Genomic DNA, 18,028 nt, shown 5'->3' with positions numbered 1-18,028 from the left:
CGCCGAGTGCTAACACATCTATAATTTAACAAATCTAATGATTACTGTCAACAATTAAATCTGATTTATTTTGACCTTTGACAAACTTTCTTTAGCATCCAGTTCATCTTGATCTAATTTTTCAATTAATTCTTCAACAGAGTTAAATTTTATTTCATCTCGCAGATAGTCGACCCATTTTATTTTTACATCTTCTCCATAAATATCTTCGTTAAAATTAAAGATATGCACTTCGATCGAATAACTTGGTCTATAACCAAATGTCGGGTTGTATCCAATAGACGCCATGCCATCTAGCCACTCGTTGTTGACCCACATTTTAACGGCATAGACACCTCTTTTTGGCACCATGACATAAGGATGTGGATAGATATTAGCTGTAGGATAACCCAGCTCTCTACCTCGGGCATCACCATGAACAACAAAACCACTTATTTCATAAATATAGCCCAGTAATTTGTTTGCTTGATCAATTTTTCCTTCACTGATGTATCTTCGAATACGGGTGGAACTGATTTTATCATCTTCATCCATCTTCTTCTCCACTTTAACAATATCGAATCTGTCTTTAGCATACTTGTGCAGTATGTCCATATTCGCTTGTGCCGCTTTCCCATAAGTATAGTCAAAGCCTGCAACGACTATTTTAGCATGCCACTCAACTATATACTGATCGACAAATTCCTGAGGCGACAGTCTACCAAATTTGGCAGTAAAATCGACCTCATATAAAATATCTACGCCAAGATTTTCAATGATATATTCTTTACGGTCGAGAGGTGTCAGATACGAGTGCTTGTCAGGGTCAAAGCTTCGATAAACAAAAGCAGGATGACGTTTAAATGTCATGACGGCACATTTCAATCCTCTTTCTTTTGCTATTTGAACACCTTTGTTTATGACAGCTTGATGTCCTCTATGCACACCATCGAAAAAACCTAAAACCAATACAATATCTTCCTTGATAATTTCTTCTTTATCATACGGATGATGAATTTTTCTTATGTCCATACTTATACCACCAATTCGTTACGTAAAACTTTTGCAGGTTTAATGTACTGTGATTTTGTCGGGTGAGCCTTATAAATAGCTACAGCTTTTTCCCGGTAATAGAAAACTATTTCCTCTTCATCCTTCGCTAAGTAGACTTGACGCTCTAAAAGGCTACCATTTCTCACTTTAAGATATTCGTCCGAATCCAACTCATAACTTGGCATGTGACTCAATGCTTTTTCAAGAGGGAAAATAGCCTCTTCTACTCGTTTCTCATCAACTAATACTTGCACTTCGGATAGTGTCAATGCTTCTTCACGGTTAAAGCCACTGCTTGCTTCTCTTGTCAGATCAGACATATGAGAAGGACTTTTTAATTTTGCACCTACATCAACAGCTAACGTTCTGACATATGTCCCTTTGCCACATACAACTTTAAAAGAAAAAGAAAGAGTTTCTTTTTCTTTATTCCTTACTACGTCGGATGTTCGGTCGAATGAATAAATGGTCACTTCTCTTGAAGGTCTGTCAATAACTAAACCTTCTCTTGCATACTCATATAATCTTCTGCCATCTACCTTTACGGCAGAATACATTGGAGGTGTTTGCGTTATTACTCCTTTGAATTCAGATAACGTCTTGTCAATGTCATCTTCATCGATGTTAAAATCTACGGGCTTTTCTTCGACAACCTCACCTGAACTGTCTTCTGTTGTCGTTGAAAATCCTAATGTTATTTCGCCTGTATAAATCTTCTTAGAATCCATCATATACTCGATGACTTTAGTCGCTTTACCGATCGCTACCGGTAAAACCCCATCGACATCTGGGTCTAATGTTCCCGAATGTCCAATTTTTTTTGTTTTAAGTATTTTTCTTAATTTGAAAACACAATCGTGACTTGTCATTCCTCTTTCTTTCCATATAGGTAATAACCCTTCCATTGTATCCTCCTAGATAGTGCTTTATTTAAAATTTTACAAAAGAAAAGAGAATCTATGTTCAATAAACAAAGATTCTCTCCTTTTCTTATACCAAGAAAAACGACTCCAAATCTTACTTATAGACTTATTCGTTTTGATCTTCTTTTAGTTTGTTTAATAGCTGATCGATCTTGCTGCCATAGGCAACAGATTCGTCACGCGCAAACGTTAATTCTGGCGTTTTGTAGAGCGATAGTCGATTACCTAATTCTTTTCTAATCAAGCCTGTCGCTTTATCTAAACCTGTTTGCGTTTTACTTACACTATCTTCATCATCAGAAAGTGTACTGTAATAAATCGTTGCCTGCTGTAGATCGCCAGTGACATCCACGCCCGTAACATTCACGCCGTCTACACGGGGATCACGAACACGTTTGCGTAAGATATCTGTCACTTCTTTTTGAATTTCCTGCGATACTCTACCTACTCTATAGTTAGGCATAATGGTCACCTATCCTTAAGATTTAGTTTATTTTTTTTTGATTTCAACCATTTCATAGGCTTCAATAATGTCATCAAGTTCAATTTCATTATAACCTTCAATCGTTAAACCACATTCGAATCCTTTTTTAACTTCTTTTGCATCGTCTTTGAAGCGTTTCAGACTTGAAAGTTCACCTTCGAATTTCACGATACCATTACGGATCAAGCGGATAGAACTGCTGCGTTTGATCACACCATCGGTAACAAGACAGCCGGCAATCGTTCCAACTTTTGAAACATCATACGTCTCGCGAACCAGTGCTTGACCAGTAACTTTTTCTTCATATTCAGGATCAAGCATGCCAGTCATCGCTGCTTCGATTTCATCGATAGCATTATAAATGATACGGTGCGTGCGGATGTCGACTCCTTGACGGCTAGCACTTTCTTTTGCCTGGATAGTTGGTCTTACGTTAAATCCGATGATGATTGCCGAGCTCGCAGAGGCTAATGTGACATCACTCTCATTGATTGCACCGACACCGGTATGAATGATGTTGATTTTAACACCTTCCACTTCGATTTTTTCCAAACTAGCTGCTAATGCTTCAACAGAACCTTGGACATCACCTTTAATAATGACGTTGACCGATTTCAATTCGCCTTCTTCTAAACTATCAAACAAGTTTTCCAGTGTTACTTTATTGGTAATTGAACGTTGAGCTTCAGTTGCAACCGCTGCTCTTGATTCACCGACTTGTCTCGCAGTTTTTTCATCTTCAAAGACAACAAAACGATCTCCGGCTTGAGGCGTGTTATTTAAACCAGTAATCTCTACTGGCGTAGATGGTTCCGCTTCTTTTACACGACGTCCTTTATCGTTGGTCATCGTTCTCACGCGACCATAGGTATTTCCTACAACAATAGGGTTACCTTGACGGAGTGTTCCTTCTTGAACAAGAAGTGTAGCGATTGGACCTTGTGACTTATCTAAACGTGCTTCAATAACTGTACCGATAGCTGGGCGTTTAGGATCTGCTTTTAATTCTTCGATTTCAGCAACAAGTAAAATCATTTCAAGTAATTCATCCAGATTTTGATTGAAGAGAGCCGATATTTGAACAAAAATCGTATCTCCGCCCCAATCTTCAGGGACCAATTCATATTCTGTCAATTCCTGCATAACGCGATCAGGATTGGCACCTGGTTTGTCTATCTTATTCACAGCGACGATGATTGGCACTCCTGCAGCTTTTGCATGGTTGATTGCTTCGACTGTTTGAGGCATGACACCGTCATCAGCAGCGACAACAATGATGGCTATATCAGTGATGTCAGCACCACGTGCACGCATGGTAGTAAACGCTGCGTGACCAGGTGTGTCTAAGAACGTAATTATTTTACCTTTTTCTTTCACTTGATACGCACCAATATGTTGAGTGATTCCGCCAGCTTCGCCTTCAGTCACTTTAGTTTCACGTAAACTGTCCAATAATGTTGTTTTACCATGGTCAACGTGACCCATAATGGTTACGGTTGGAGGACGAGTCACCATATTTTCTTCTGCAGGTGCTTGTTCAAAGAAAGTATTGAAGTCAGTTAAGTCAACTTTCACTTTTTCTTCCGTTTCAATACCATATTCAGTAGCTAATAATTCAACCGTCTCTTTATCTAATGATTGATTTTGAGTTGCCATAACACCCATCATGAATAATTTTTTGACGATTTCAGCTGGTTCACGATGCAATTTTTTCGCTAATTCAACAATAGTTATGCCATCAGTATACTCTAAAACTTCCGGCAAATCTTTATGCTTACGCGGTGTAGAGGATACTGGGGCCTTTTGATTTCTCTTACCCTTACGTCTTCTTGCACCTGCTGGTCCACCGTGTATACCTCTATGCTGTCTAGAGTTTCGTCTTTTTTTGTTTTCAAAGGATTGTTTTTGCTGTTCATCCGTTGTGCGTTTAGGTAATTCAGGCGCTCCACTTTTATTCTCTTGTGTTGTTGGTTTTTTTGCGGCATGTGATCCGGGTTTTTTATTATTTATATTATTTTGTCCTTTACTATGCTGAGATTGGCTCTCAGTTTTTTTGTTCTGATTCGTTACTGGTGCAGGTCGAGTAGCTTTATCTGCAGATTTTGTCTGCTTATTCTGATGCTGGCTCGTATTGTTTCTGTTATCATCAGATTTTTTGACTTCTTTTGCTGGTTTAGAAGAAGCCGGTTTTTCTTTAGGCACGTTGTTCTGGCTGATTACTTTTTTCAGTTGTTCAACCTCTTTATCTTCCATCGAGGCCATATGACTGCTGAAATCGAATCCCAGATTCTTAGCTTTTTCTAAAACTTCTTTACTAGCCATGTTATTTTCTTTTGCAAATTCGTAGACTCTTTTTTTGCCCATATAATCACCTTCCCATTCTTAATTAGAGCAATTTTTGAAGGGAATGCATAAAACCATCATCCATGAGGGCACATACTGTCCGGTCCTTCCCTAAAGCGTGAGAAATTTCTTCTCGTGTAAATGCTGTTACTAAAGGAACATCATAATACTCACACTTATTCAAAAATTGTTTTTGTGCATTGTCGCTAGCATCAGACGCTAGACAGACTATCTTTGCTTTATTGGATCTTATCGATTGAAGAACTAAACTTTCACCAGAAATCAACTTGCCAGCACGCTGAGTTAATCCTAATAAGTTTAAAGCACGTTCTTTATTGTTCATTCTCAATTTCCATTCTCGCTTTTTTATAATCGATGTATTCCATCAAGTCATCATAGAAAGAATCATCCACTTGTGCATTAAGCGTTTGGTTAAATATTTTTTTATCTTTTGCCTCTTTAACTAATGCGGTATCTAAAGATATATAGGCGCCCCGTCCGTTTTTCTTGCCTGTCGGATCGACTGAGACGTCGCCATCTTTGCTTCTGACAATACGAACCATTTCTTTCTTTGGCTTCATTTCCCTAGAAACGACACATTTCCTCATGGGTATTTTACGCTTTTGCATAATCCCACCCCTTATTCGCTTTATTATAAATTGTTTTCATCCTCCGGAAACGTCTTCTCATCTATTTCTTCCATTGAGGCTTTTGAGGCTTCTTCTTCGCCCATGTCGTCTCTTTTTTCTGCTAACTCAACTAAATCTTCTGCATCATTGGAATCGAGTTCTCCCGCTTGAAAGTCTGTGTCCATTACAGGTTCTTCCGGTTGACTATCCATTTGACTATTGTCTTCGGCTAGTACGGTAGAATCCGCATCATCTGATATATTTTCATCTTGATACTCAACGACTTCAGTTGACTCGTCATCTTCAAACGATGAAGGCGTCTCGATCATTGACTCAAGATCATTCGTCGCATCTGCATCGTCCTCATTTAAAGCTTCAAAGAATGAATCATCTTTCAGTGCGGCTGTTTCCTGTTCAAGAGATGCCATGTCGGATTCTGATTTGATATCAATTTTGAATCCAGTTAGTTTTGCTGCCAAACGGACATTTTGTCCACGTTTACCAATGGCTAACGAAAGTTGATAATCTGGAACGACGATGACACACGAATGTTGATTGTCATCAAACTTAACATCGACGACTTGAGCTGGGTTCAGTGCATTTTTAATGTACACAGAAGGATTTTTGTCCCATTCAACAATATCCATATTCTCACCATTCAATTCATTAACGATGGCTTGAACACGTGAGCCTCTCGGTCCAACACAGGTGCCAACCGGGTCAACATTTTCATCACGAGAAAACACAGCGATTTTGGATCGATCGCCAGCTTCACGCGCAATGGAAACAATTTCCACAATACCATCATAAATCTCAGGAACTTCCTGTTCAAACAGACGTTTGATCAAGTTAGGATGTGTACGACTAACAAAAACTTGTGGTCCTTTAGTTGAATTTTCTACTTTGCTCACATACACTTTGATGCGGTCGTGTGTTTGATACGTTTCATTTTCAATTTGGTCTCGCTTTGACAACACTGCTTCTACTTTACCCAAATTGATGTAAATAAATTTATTGTCTTGTCTTTCAACCGTACCGGTCATCAAATCATCTTCGTATTCAATATACTCGTTATAGATAATTGTGCGTTCGGCTTCTCTCAGTCGCTGCATGATAACCTGCTTAGCTGTTTGAGCGGCAATACGTCCGAAGTTTTTTGGAGTCACTTCAAATTTGATTTTGTCGCCAACTTCATAGGCTTTATTGCGTTCTCTTGCATCTTCTATACTAACTTCTAATTGTGAATCATATACTTCTTCCACAACTTCTTTAACTTGATAAACAGTTACCGTACCTTTTTTTTCATTGAAACTAACTTCAACATTTTGAGAAGTTCCGTAATTACGTTTATAGGCTGAAATAAGGGCAGCTTCCAAAGCATCGATAACGATTTCTTTAGAAATACCTTTTTCTTTTTCTAAAGTTTCAAGAGCAGCTGCTAATTCTTTACTCATATTTTAACTCCTTTTACTCATTCTTAGCGTGTTTTACGTCTGAAAAATCTATAGCTAATCGAGCCTTAGCTATATGTTTTTTTTCGATCTGAATATCTTTGCGTCTAGTTTTATCTTTCACCGTTAAAACAATGTAATCCTCATGCCACTCTTTTAGTTTACCTTCAAAGCTTTTTTCTCCTTGAACTTCACCATGTAGAGCTACGTGGATATATTGATCCACCGCATTTTTTATATCATTATCTGAATGGAGTGGTCTTTCAGCTCCCGGTGAAGAAACTTCAAGGTAGTAAGCATAGGGTATCGGATCAGGTTCAATAGAATCTAATTTTTCTCCTATTTTCTCACTAAACAAGGCACAATCATCAAGACCGACCCCGTTTTCTTTATCGATATATAAACGTAAAAACCAGTTTTTACCTTCTCTTACATATTCGACATCGACCAGCTCATAACCCAATTCTGCTGCAACAGGTTGTGATATTTCTTTAACTTTTTCAACTGTTTTCAATTACACCTTCACTCCTTTCAGACATTAAGCGTCATAATTTACGTTCTAAATAAAGGCTGTGAAAAAGAGTGAGCGGATTCGCTCACTCTTTACTCAGTCTATCTCGCTCGATTCGTTAATAGTGTACCATAGATTCCTATCTACCGCAACTTTGACCCCTTCGAATTAGAGATCAAACAGCGATAGTTGATTTTCATCAGGCAAGCTTTTCAGCGCTCGATTTGTTTCTAAATATTCCATAATTGTTTTTGAGACTTTTCCTCGTCTGGATAAGTCTTCCTTAGATAAGAATGGCCCATCTTTTCTCGCTTCCACGATGGCATTAGCCACGCTTTCGCCTAGTGACGGAATAGCTCTGAACGGAGATAATAAGGTATTTTCCTGAATCAGGAAATTCTTGCCATCCGATTCATCAATATCGACCATCTTAAAGTCATAACCACGTTCAACCATTTCATTTGCTAATTCTAATACTGTAAGCAAATTCTTTTCTTTGGTAGAGGCATCCATACCTTTATCTGTAATTTCCTTCATTCGGCTTTTGATGCCTTCTTTACTCTTACACATCGCTTCTAAATCAAAATCACTTGCTCGAATGGAAAAATATGCAGCGTAATAGTATAGAGGGTGATGCACTTTAAAGTACGCAACACGCAAAGCCATTAATATATAGGCTGCCGCATGGGCTTTAGGAAACATATACTTGATTTTCAGGCAGGAAGCAATGTACCACTCTGGGACATCATTGCTGCGCATCTCTTTTTGCCAGTCATCTGGAATGCCTCGTCCTTTTCTGACATATTCCATAATTTGAAAGGCTAAACCATCTTCCAGGCCTTGATGTTGTAGATAGATCATAATATCATCACGACAACCGATCACTTCTGCCAGTGGGATATTATGCTGTCTAATCAACTCTTCGGCATTGCCCAGCCACACGTCCGTTCCGTGAGATAAGCCTGAAATCTGGAGTAACTCGGCAAATGTTGTTGGGTTCGTTTGTTCCAGCATCTGTCGAACAAAACGTGTCCCAAACTCAGGGACACCAAGTGTTCCCGTTTTGGAATAAATCTGTTCCGCTGTAACGCCTAAGACTTCGGTTCCGCTGAACAGTTTCATGACATCTGGATCATTAACAGGAATATCCAATGGGTCAATACCGGATAAATCCTGCAGCATCCGGATCATACTTGGATCATCGTGCCCAAGTATATCTAGTTTCAATACATTGTCATGAATAGAATGAAAGTCGAAATGCGTTGTCTTCCATTCAGATTCCCGGTCATCAGCCGGATATTGAATAGGGGAAAAGTCATAGACATCCATATAATCAGGAATAACAATGATCCCTCCTGGGTGCTGCCCTGTCGTACGTTTGACGCCTGTCAACCCTTTGGATAGACGGTCGACCTCAGCAGACCGATAACTTAACTGGTGATCCCGTTCATAACCTTTTACATATCCAAAAGCTGTTCGATCTGCAATCGTTCCTATCGTTCCTGCTCGGAAGACATAATCTTCTCCAAATAGTTCTTTAGTATATAAATGGGCTCTTGCCTGATATTCACCCGAAAAGTTCAGATCGATATCCGGCACTTTATCGCCGTTAAATCCTAAAAATGTTTCGAACGGGATATCCTGACCGTCCCTATATAATGGGGCTGCACACTTCGGACATTTTTTTTCTGGCAAATCAAATCCTGAGCCAATTTCTCCGTTAGTGAAGAATTCTGAGTGCTGACATTCTATACAGCGGTAATGCGGCGGCATAGGGTTGACCTCGGTGATTCCTGTCATTGTCGCAACAAAACTGGACCCAACCGAACCCCGGGAACCGACTAAGTAGCCGTCTTCGAGACTCTTATGCACCAGCTTTTGTGAAATGAGATAAATCACCGAGAATCCATTCCCTATAATACTGTCCAGTTCTTTTTCCATGCGCGCTTCGATTATTTCCGGTAAGGGGTTGCCGTATAATTCATAAGCTTTATCATAGCTCATTTTACGGATCTCTTCCTCAGCGCCTTCCATTTTGGGCGTATACAAGTCTTGTTTGACCGGTGTGATATCATCGGCAATACTGTCAACCAGTTCGTTCGGGTTTTTAATAACAACTTCTTCAGCCGTTTCATCACCTAAAAAGGCTAAACTCTCCATCATTTCATCCGTGGTACGGAAATAGACCGGAGGATTTTTGTGCTTACTGACATGGGACTTGTTCTGCGTCTCCAGTAATATATCACGGTAAACCCCGTCTTCGGGATGAATAAAATGAACGTTCCCGGTCGCTATTACTTTCTTGTTCAGTTCTTTACCGAGTTTCACTATATTCTCTATGATGTCTTCTAAATCATCTTTATTCCTGACTAATTCCCGATTAATTAGATCCTGATAAGCTTCTTTAGGCATAATTTCCAGATAATCATAGTAGGAAGCTTTTTTCTTAGCCTCTTCATACCCTCTTTGCATCATGGCCTCAAAGACTTCTCCTTGAGCACACCCGGATGCGATAATCAATCCTTCGCGATACTTATCAAGAAATGATCGAGGAACGCGTGGGACACGGTAAAAATAGTCGACTAATGACCCTGAAATAAGCTTGAACAAATTCTTTAATCCCGCTTGGTCTTTTGCCCATATCGTAACGTGACTTGGTCTAGACTTTTTATACGCGTCTCCGCCGCCCATATACTTGTTTAGTTCATTATGACGTTGAATGTTATATTCCTTTTTGGCTTTCTTTATGAATATCCACAGTAAACGGCCCGTCGTTTGCGAGTCATAAATAGCTCTATGGTGCTGTTCCAAATTCACTTTGAAACGTTTAGCCAACGTATTCAACCGATGGCTCTTAAACGTTGGATTAATGAAACGTGAAAATTCCAGAGTATCAATGACTGGTTTATCAGACATGGCCATCTCATGCTTTTTATAGGACGTGTTTAAAAAACCCATATCAAAGATAGCATTGTGAGCGACTAAAATACCGCCATCTGAAAACGACTTGAACCGTTCAAGCACTTCTTTTTCTGATTTGGATCCACGAACCATTTCATCAGTGATCCCCGTTAAGTTTATCGTTGTATCAGACAAGCGATGACCTGGATCGATAAATTCCTGAAACTCTTCCACGACGTTACCTTTATGCATTTTAACTGCGGCTAATTCAATGATGTTGTCATAGATAGCCGAAAGTCCTGTTGTTTCTACGTCAAAGACCACATAAGTTGCATCATCCAAGCTTTCTTCGGATTCATTGTAAGCAATCGGGACTCCATCATCAACGAGATTGGCTTCTACACCATAGATGATCTTGACGTTGTTTTTCTTGCCGGCAGCATGTGCTTCCGGATAGGATTGAGCCACACCATGATCGGTGATGGCGATGGCTTTGTGTCCCCACTTAGCTGCCTGTTCAACCAGATCTGTAGCATTTGGGGTGGCGTCCATTTGGCTCATGTTCGTATGTGCGTGAAGTTCTACTCGTTTATTATCGTCGGGGTAGGTGTCTTTTCGTTCCGCATGATAAGTTTGAGTGATGTCTTGAACGTTCATGACAAGGTCGCGCATGAACGTGTCTTCTTGAATGCTCCCTCTAACTTTCAGCCAGGTTCCCGGTTTCACCCGTTCAAACATGGCTTCATCCTGTTCGTTATTGGAAAATCGTTTGCATGAGAACGACGACGAATAGTCCGTTATCTTGAAAATCAACAATTTCCTTCCCGAACGCAGCTCTCTAACTTCTGAATCAAAAACATAACCTTCGAGTGTGACGCGTCGCTCTTCTTCTTCAATCAAAAGCATTTGCTTGATTTCTTCATTGGCCGGAATGGGTCTGCCTAACTTGACCGGACCCTCCGCTTTCATTTCTTTCTTATCCTCTTTTTTCTTTTCAGCTTTTTCTGCTATCCTAGTATACTCCTGGGCAAGAATTTCATCGTCTTCTTCTTTTTGAAGTTTAAATTCTTCCATGCTTTTCTCGTGTGCATGCGAATCAACCACGGGCATGATTTTAAATTGCGCTGGAAAGCCTAGTTGATGATAACTTTGAGATATTTTTGGTAGAAAATCGGTTTCGTATTTTTCTTTGGCTAGCTCCTGATCAATTAAAAACATCCACTGATTACCTTCTTTAGTCGGGTAACTCTCAGCTAGCATCCTATTGCAAATAGGCGAATCCACGCCACTAAGGTGACAAGCATAATTCCAATAGTCTTTCACTTTTTCTTCTGTGACCACGGGATTTTCCGCATGAATAGACAATTCTATTTCAGACAAAACCTCAAATGATGACTTCAAAGCATTTTTCAAAGAAAGAAATAAAGGAAATGGAAGTACGTTGGTCAATTTCAATGTGATATGCCATTTTCTTTTTTTCTTATACACAGTAACTGATTCTACTTCCCCACCTTCTAGCCATTCCGCTTCCTCAAGTGATGGAGAGAAACCTATTTGTTTCAAGAGAGTTTGAAATAATTCTGATTTGCTTAAACTCACATTCAATCCTTCTTTCTAAATTCTTAGCTACCTCAACATAATAGCACAGAAAACTGAGACATAGAATGCCTCAGTTTTTGTCTTTATTATGCTGGACCGTGGTTTATCGTCAATATTTCTATTGTGTGGAAAACATCAGCCACTTTACTTTCAACCATTTCGCCAGTTTTTCTTATCGTCACTTCTACTGTACCTTCGGCAGCTTTTTTGCCTACGGTGATTTGTACGGGAATCCCTATTAATTCAGCATCAGTAAATTTAACACCCGGTCGTTCTTTTCTATCATCGATCAGTACTGTGTAGCCACGTTCCTGGAACTGTTTGTATAATTGATTAGCCAGTCCAAGCTGTTCTTCATTTTTCACTTGAACGGGGATGATATGAACATCAAATGGTGCCACTGATGAAGGCCATACCAGACCCTTTTCATCCGCATACTGTTCTGAAATAGCTGAAAGGAGACGACTCACTCCAATGCCATAGCTTCCCATAATAACGGAGGTTTGTCTGCCATTATTATCTAGTACGGTCGCGTTCATTGCATCACTGTATCGAGTACCTAGTTTAAAGATATGTCCTATTTCAATACCTTTAGTGAAACAGAGATTTCCCTGATTATCAGGAGTTGGATCTCCTTCTTTAACGATGCGGATATCCGCATACGTATCGACGGTGAAATCTCTGTCAGGATTAACATTCATATAATGTTTGTGCTCTTTATTTGCGCCTGTTACACCGTTAACGATGTCTTGCACATGTAAATCGGCTATTACTTTGACATCCCCGCTCAAACCGACTGGTCCGACATATCCAGGATACGTGTTGAATTTCGTTTCAATCTCTTCTTCTGTTGCTGGTTCGACGTCTTCTACATTAAGTGCAATTCTAAGTTTGACCTCATTGACTTCTTGATCTCCACGAACGATGGCTAATACAGGAGTTTCTTTATCAGCCATATACAAGACACTCTTGAGTAGTTTTTTCTTGTTCACTCCCAGGAAGTCCGAAACCTCTTCAATTGTTTTTTTGTCAGGTGTATCGACTTCTTTAAGACCTAGTTGTACATCTGTTTTCGGTGATTGTTTGTAGTAGCTTGCCGCCATTTCTAAATTAGCTGCATAATCCGTTGAATCAGAATAAACGACCGTGTCTTCACCCGCATCGGCTAAGGCCATAAATTCAATGGAATCTTTTCCACCCATGGCACCTGCATCCCCGATGATTGCTCTGAAATCCAAGCCCATTCTTTTAAAGGCGTTAGTGTACGCTTGGGCAATGGCATCGTAGGATTCATCTAAACTTTCATAACTATCATGAAAAGTATACGCATCCTTCATGATGAATTCCCTACCTCTCATCAAACCAAAACGCGGTCTTTTTTCATCACGGTACTTGGTTTGGAACTGATACAAGAGTAAGGGTAATTTTTTATATGACTTTATGTCTTCACTAATTAATTTAGCAAATGTCTCTTCATGTGTTGGGCCTAAAATAAAATCCCGTTCATGTCTGTCTTGCAATTTTATGAGGTCTTCACCATATGTCTCATAACGTCCTGATTCTTTCCATAAATCGGCAGGAAGTAAAGATGGAAGTAACATCTCAGATCCATCTATTGCATCAAGCTCTTCTCGGATGATCGTCTTGACTTTCTCCAGCACGCGATTTGCCAAGGGGAGGTAGGTATATATGCCGGCTGATAATTGACGGATATACCCTGCTCGGAGTAGTAATTGATGACTGATGACTTCTGCATCACTTGGTACGTCTCTTAATGTAGGTGCAAATAATTTTGACTGCTTCATTATTAACTGATATCTCCTTCGATGATTAATTTAAAAAGAATGTTTGTATATCATTCCACGTGACTAATAACATGAGAATGAGCAAAAATAGAACGCCGATTAAAGTGATATAGCCTTCTTTTTCTTGACTTAGTGGTTTCTTACGTATACCTTCAATGATATTTAATAACAGCTTCCCACCATCCAAAGCTGGGATAGGCAGCAAGTTCATGATTCCCAAGTTGACACTCAGAAATCCTAGCCAGCTGATCAAACCGATGGCTCCTGCTTGAACAACTGCTTCTGTCGTCGCGTAAATGGCGACCGGTCCACCTAACTGATCGACACTAAATCCTCCTGTAAAGAAAGAAGCGAGCAGTGTAAAGATCTGGCTTGTAATGAACACTGTTTCGGTGAAGCCATAGGTCAATTTCGCTCCCAGACTTTCATCGATATAAGCTTGTATTCCGATTCTGCCCACTGTGGTCCCATTTACTTCTTCAGCAGACGGTTCTATGGTTTCTTCATAAACAGCGCCGTCTTGCGACTCCAGTCTGAAAGTAAGGTCTTCATTGGGATTCTCTTGGATGATCATGACCATGTCATTCCAGGAATCGACTTCCTGTTCATCGATCGCCAGTACTCTGTCTCCTGTTTCGATGTCAGCCACTGCTGCGGGTGTATCCTCCGCTATGTCCCCGATTCTAGCTTCTTGAGAACGGACGCCTCCTTGAACAAACGCTAAAAGCGTAAAAGCAAGGATAGCCAGTATAAAATTGTTTAACGGGCCGGCAAAATTTGTGAGCATGCGGTTTGGTAATGATGCACTTTGGAACTGTCGGTCTTTAGGTGCTATTTGCAGGACTGTTCCGTCTTTTTCAACCAGCAAGGCATTACGTTTCACACTGAATGTTGTTTCTTCTGTGTCCATACCTACACGGCCGGTTAAATACATTTTTTCATCAAAATCAAATGATGAAACTTCTACAGGGATCGTATCAACCGTTGCATCTGATGCTTGTATGTCTATCTGTTCAACGTCCTCGTTTTCATCGAGCGTTAGTTGAACAGCCATACCCGGCCTTAAATCGGCTTCTTCCTCATAGCCGGCCATTCTGACGTAACCGCCTACGGGTAACATGCGAATAGTGTAAGTCGTTTCTCCCTTACGGTGATAAAATAGTTTAGGACCAAATCCTATAGAGAATTCTCGAACCAATATACCCGCACGTTTAGCAAAGTAAAAATGGCCGAACTCATGTACGACAACGATAATGCCGAAAACTAAAATGAATGCTAAAATATTTTGAATCATATCAAAACTCCTTTATAAATCATACGATGCCCAATATAAACAACAGGTTTAAAACAAGAAGCAAACTGTCGAAACGATCTAGGACGCCTCCGTGTCCAGGCAATAATTTCCCTGAGTCTTTTGTATGGTACTCTCTTTTTATCTTTGATTCAAGCAAATCTCCAATTTGTCCGGTTATGGAAATAATGATCACTAATAAAAAATTAGCAAACAGGGAATCCGATTGTGGGAAATAAAACAAATAAACAAAGGCTAAAGCCGACGCTAAAATTGTGCCTCCTATAGATCCCTCAATCGTTTTATTCGGAGAAATGTTCGGTGCCAATTTTGTTTTCCCTATTTTTCTTCCAATCAGGTATGCACCTGTATCCGTTGCCCAAATGACTAACAAAACTAAAATAAGCAAAGGTAGATTACTGAATCTCAATGAAACAAACGAATAGAATCCAATGCCTATATAGGTCATAATCAGAGTGATTTCTCCTATATCCTGTGTTGTCAGTCGAGTAAAGGCTATAGAATATAAAAAGAGCAGGATCATAACTAAACTTATAGTTCGTGTAAAGACTTCAACCGCAAAAAGAACTGGGAAATAAACGGATAAAACCATCAAGGCCACTCCTATTAATGACAGGAGTGCTGGTACTGATGTTATGGTTATTTTTTTCATTTTATGAAATTCTGCAAGGCCAATAACAGCTAAAGACGTCATCACAATGGCCAATGGCCACGAGCCTATCAAAATTATTGGTATAAATAGTACTAGTGCTATAATGGCTGTCAGTATTCTAGTCAACATATCCTATCCTCAGCTTTCTGTATATTAAACGGCTCCGTATCGTCGCCGTCTTTTCTGATATTCTGCGATAGCACCATCAAAAACTTCTCCATCGAAATCGGGCCATAATAAATCCGTAAAATAAAATTCACTATAAGCATTTTGCCATAGTAAAAAGTTACTTAATCGTTTTTCCCCACTACTTCTTACGAGTAGATCAACCTCATGATAAGGGGCTATCGAACGTGTAAATAAATGTTCTTCTATGAGTTCTTCTGTTATATCATCACATGAAATTTCATTATTTAATACTTTCTTGCAAAGAACTTGTGTGGCTTTAGTGATCTCAGCCCGCCCGCCGTAATTAAAAGCGAAGTTCAACACCATACCCGTGTTTTCTTTCGTCTGATCCATTGCTTTGTTGATCGCTTTTTTCGTAGATTTTGGGACTTTATCTTCAAAGCCTATCATATTCACTTTAACATTCTTTTCTTGAAGTTCAGGTACAAACCGGTCAAAAAAGAGAATGGGTAATTGCATCAAAAAATGGACTTCTTGAGGAGGTCGTTTCCAGTTTTCTGTAGAAAAAGCATACAAGGTGAGGACTTTCACCCCTCTCTCGCTTGCTCGCATCGTCACTCTACGAATAGCTTCCATGCCTTCTTCGTGTCCAAACTTTCTTGCTTTCCCTTGTTTCTCAGCCCATCGTCCATTCCCGTCCATAATGATGGCTACGTGATTGGGACTATTATTTTCTTGTTCATTCATATTAGCCGGTGTTTAAGCTACACCTTACCCTCCTAAAGTCTGCGACATCTCTTCTATTGTAGTGAAAATATGCATCAATTGCCATAACAATTCCCTATTATAAAAAAATAGTCAAACCAATATAGTTTATCACTTACTGCTTATTTGCTATACTGTATGTATAATTAGTATCATTTATTAAAGATTATTGAGGGAGGAACGCCCACGTGAGACGTTTACGAAAGTATATCATAAGTATTGTTGTGACAACAATCGTCACCAAACTTGTTAATAAATACATTATAGATAAACTTTAATGTTTTCCTAAGAAAAAGGAGAGTAGCTCATAAACTTAGAGAATGATACCTCAAAGAGGCATTCTGTTAAGTTTCCCTGTGCTACTCTCCTTACTTTTTAACCTTCTATAATTTCTTTCTCTTTTTCTTCAGACAATTTATCGACAGCTTTAACACTGGCGTCTGTCAATTTTTGAACTTCCTCTTCGTACTCACGCAAATCATCTTCAGTCAAGTCTCCGGCTTTTTCAGCTTTTTTAAGTGCGTCCATTTCATCACGACGAATGTTTCTGATCGCGACTTTAGCATTCTCAGCTTCTTTACCTACTTGTTTTGCAATGTCCTTACGTCGTTCTGCCGTTAACGCGGGAACGATCAAGCGAATAACATTGCCATCATTTGAAGGTGGAATACCAACGTCAGACTGATTGATGGCTTTTTCTATGTTACCCAAAGCACTCTTATCGTAAGGTGTGATAAGCAATACACGGGCTTCCGGTACTGAAATCTGTGCTATCTGATTCAAAGGCGTTGGTGCACCATAATAATCAATACTTACTCGATTCAACAAACTTGGATTAGCACGACCGGCTCTGATAGTGCCTAACTCTCTCAAATAAGACTGTTCCGCTTTCTTCATTCTTTCACGTGTTTCTTTTAAGATTGCTTCCGTCATAATTTGCTCCTCCTGACAGTTGTTCCTATTGCTTCGCCTAGAACAACACGTTTAATGTTTCCAGTTTCATTCAATTTAAATACTACTAGAGGGATATCGTTATCCATGCTCAATGATGAGGCAGTCGTATCCATGACTTGCAGTGAATTATTGATAATATCTAAATAAGTCAACTCATCATATTTAATGGCATCTTCATAAATGTTAGGATCAGAAGAATAAATACCATCAACATTGTTTTTTGCCATCATGATAACATCTGCCTGCATTTCCGCAGCTCTCAGCGCAGCCGTTGTATCTGTGGAGAAATACGGACTACCTGTACCCCCAGCAAAGATGACCACTCTACCTTTTTCTAGGTGTCTGATTGCTCTTCTTCTGATATAAGGTTCAGCAACTTGACGCATCTCGATCGACGTTTGTACTCGAGTAGGGACCCCTATGTTTTCTAATGAGTCTTGCAAAGCTAACCCATTCATAATGGTTGCAATCATACCCATATAATCTGCTTGAGCACGTTCCATACCCATCTCTGCGCCAACATGACCGCGCCAAATAT

15 protein-coding genes are annotated in these 18,028 nt (G+C 39.6%); all 15 read right to left on the bottom strand.

Going from position 1 to position 18,028, the window contains the following annotated elements; translation table 11 throughout:
- Nucleotides 1-54: 54 nt before the first annotated feature.
- Nucleotides 55-1,011 carry a bifunctional riboflavin kinase/FAD synthetase gene (locus R6U02_RS08165; RefSeq protein WP_410263119.1) on the bottom strand — a complete coding sequence of 319 codons (957 nt, stop codon included), beginning with the start codon at nucleotides 1,009-1,011 and terminating at the stop codon, nucleotides 55-57.
- A 2-nt stretch (nucleotides 1,012-1,013) separates the two neighbouring features.
- Nucleotides 1,014-1,937: a tRNA pseudouridine(55) synthase TruB gene (gene truB, locus R6U02_RS08160; RefSeq protein ID WP_410263118.1), complete on the bottom strand. Its 924-nt coding sequence runs from the start codon at nucleotides 1,935-1,937 to the stop codon at nucleotides 1,014-1,016.
- Between the two features lie 124 nt (nucleotides 1,938-2,061).
- Nucleotides 2,062-2,418, bottom strand: a complete 357-nt coding sequence (gene rbfA, locus R6U02_RS08155; RefSeq protein ID WP_410263117.1) for a 30S ribosome-binding factor RbfA — start codon at nucleotides 2,416-2,418, stop codon at nucleotides 2,062-2,064.
- 27 nt (nucleotides 2,419-2,445) lie between these two features.
- Nucleotides 2,446-4,803 (bottom strand): translation initiation factor IF-2, encoded by a 2,358-nt coding sequence (gene infB / locus R6U02_RS08150; RefSeq protein ID WP_410263116.1) that lies wholly within the window; start codon nucleotides 4,801-4,803, stop codon nucleotides 2,446-2,448.
- Nucleotides 4,804-4,825: 22 nt separating this feature from the next.
- Nucleotides 4,826-5,125: a YlxQ-related RNA-binding protein gene (locus R6U02_RS08145; protein WP_410263115.1), complete on the bottom strand. Its 300-nt coding sequence runs from the start codon at nucleotides 5,123-5,125 to the stop codon at nucleotides 4,826-4,828.
- Nucleotides 5,115-5,411, bottom strand: a complete 297-nt coding sequence (gene rnpM, locus R6U02_RS08140) for an RNase P modulator RnpM (protein WP_410263114.1) — start codon at nucleotides 5,409-5,411, stop codon at nucleotides 5,115-5,117. Before rnpM ends, R6U02_RS08145 begins: the two co-directional genes overlap by 11 nt.
- Nucleotides 5,412-5,434: 23 nt before the next feature.
- A complete protein-coding gene (gene nusA, locus R6U02_RS08135; protein WP_410263113.1) occupies nucleotides 5,435-6,865 on the bottom strand; it encodes a transcription termination factor NusA in 1,431 nt (476 codons plus the stop codon).
- Nucleotides 6,866-6,878: 13 nt separating this feature from the next.
- Nucleotides 6,879-7,376: a ribosome maturation factor RimP gene (gene rimP / locus R6U02_RS08130; protein ID WP_410263112.1), complete on the bottom strand. Its 498-nt coding sequence runs from the start codon at nucleotides 7,374-7,376 to the stop codon at nucleotides 6,879-6,881.
- 165 nt (nucleotides 7,377-7,541) lie between these two features.
- Entirely contained in the window at nucleotides 7,542-11,873 is a 4,332-nt protein-coding gene (locus R6U02_RS08125; RefSeq protein ID WP_410263111.1) for a PolC-type DNA polymerase III, read from the bottom strand.
- A gap of 86 nt (nucleotides 11,874-11,959) precedes the next feature.
- Nucleotides 11,960-13,678 (bottom strand): proline--tRNA ligase, encoded by a 1,719-nt coding sequence (locus R6U02_RS08120; RefSeq protein WP_410263110.1) that lies wholly within the window; start codon nucleotides 13,676-13,678, stop codon nucleotides 11,960-11,962.
- Between the two features lie 25 nt (nucleotides 13,679-13,703).
- Entirely contained in the window at nucleotides 13,704-14,969 is a 1,266-nt protein-coding gene (gene rseP / locus R6U02_RS08115) for an RIP metalloprotease RseP (RefSeq protein WP_410263139.1), read from the bottom strand.
- A gap of 22 nt (nucleotides 14,970-14,991) precedes the next feature.
- On the bottom strand, nucleotides 14,992-15,771 hold the full coding sequence (locus tag R6U02_RS08110; protein ID WP_410263109.1) for a phosphatidate cytidylyltransferase: 780 nt from the start codon (nucleotides 15,769-15,771) through the stop codon (nucleotides 14,992-14,994).
- A 24-nt stretch (nucleotides 15,772-15,795) separates the two neighbouring features.
- Nucleotides 15,796-16,518 (bottom strand): isoprenyl transferase, encoded by a 723-nt coding sequence (locus R6U02_RS08105; protein WP_410263108.1) that lies wholly within the window; start codon nucleotides 16,516-16,518, stop codon nucleotides 15,796-15,798.
- Between the two features lie 393 nt (nucleotides 16,519-16,911).
- On the bottom strand, nucleotides 16,912-17,469 hold the full coding sequence (gene frr, locus R6U02_RS08100) for a ribosome recycling factor (RefSeq protein WP_410263107.1): 558 nt from the start codon (nucleotides 17,467-17,469) through the stop codon (nucleotides 16,912-16,914).
- A partial coding sequence (gene pyrH / locus R6U02_RS08095; RefSeq protein ID WP_410263106.1) for a UMP kinase occupies nucleotides 17,466-18,028 on the bottom strand: 563 nt, incomplete at its 5' end. The genes frr and pyrH, both read right to left, overlap by 4 nt.

It is taken from the genome of Alkalibacterium sp., from assembly GCF_046484155.1.
Classification (GTDB): Bacteria; Bacillota; Bacilli; order Lactobacillales; family Carnobacteriaceae_A; genus Alkalibacterium.
Note: the sequence above shows the minus strand (reverse complement) of the source record. Positions and strands in the feature narration are given on the sequence as shown.

Coding starts and splice junctions, on each gene's coding strand:
- R6U02_RS08165 (WP_410263119.1), bottom strand. CDS start 1,011: ATGGACATAAGAAAAATTCATCATCCGTATGATAAAGAAGAAATTATC.
- truB (WP_410263118.1), bottom strand. CDS start 1,937: ATGGAAGGGTTATTACCTATATGGAAAGAAAGAGGAATGACAAGTCAC.
- rbfA (WP_410263117.1), bottom strand. CDS start 2,418: ATGCCTAACTATAGAGTAGGTAGAGTATCGCAGGAAATTCAAAAAGAA.
- infB (WP_410263116.1), bottom strand. CDS start 4,803: ATGGGCAAAAAAAGAGTCTACGAATTTGCAAAAGAAAATAACATGGCT.
- R6U02_RS08145 (WP_410263115.1), bottom strand. CDS start 5,125: ATGAACAATAAAGAACGTGCTTTAAACTTATTAGGATTAACTCAGCGT.
- rnpM (WP_410263114.1), bottom strand. CDS start 5,411: ATGCAAAAGCGTAAAATACCCATGAGGAAATGTGTCGTTTCTAGGGAA.
- nusA (WP_410263113.1), bottom strand. CDS start 6,865: ATGAGTAAAGAATTAGCAGCTGCTCTTGAAACTTTAGAAAAAGAAAAA.
- R6U02_RS08120 (WP_410263110.1), bottom strand. CDS start 13,678: ATGAAGCAGTCAAAATTATTTGCACCTACATTAAGAGACGTACCAAGT.
- R6U02_RS08110 (WP_410263109.1), bottom strand. CDS start 15,771: ATGTTGACTAGAATACTGACAGCCATTATAGCACTAGTACTATTTATA.
- R6U02_RS08105 (WP_410263108.1), bottom strand. CDS start 16,518: ATGAATGAACAAGAAAATAATAGTCCCAATCACGTAGCCATCATTATG.
- frr (WP_410263107.1), bottom strand. CDS start 17,469: ATGACGGAAGCAATCTTAAAAGAAACACGTGAAAGAATGAAGAAAGCG.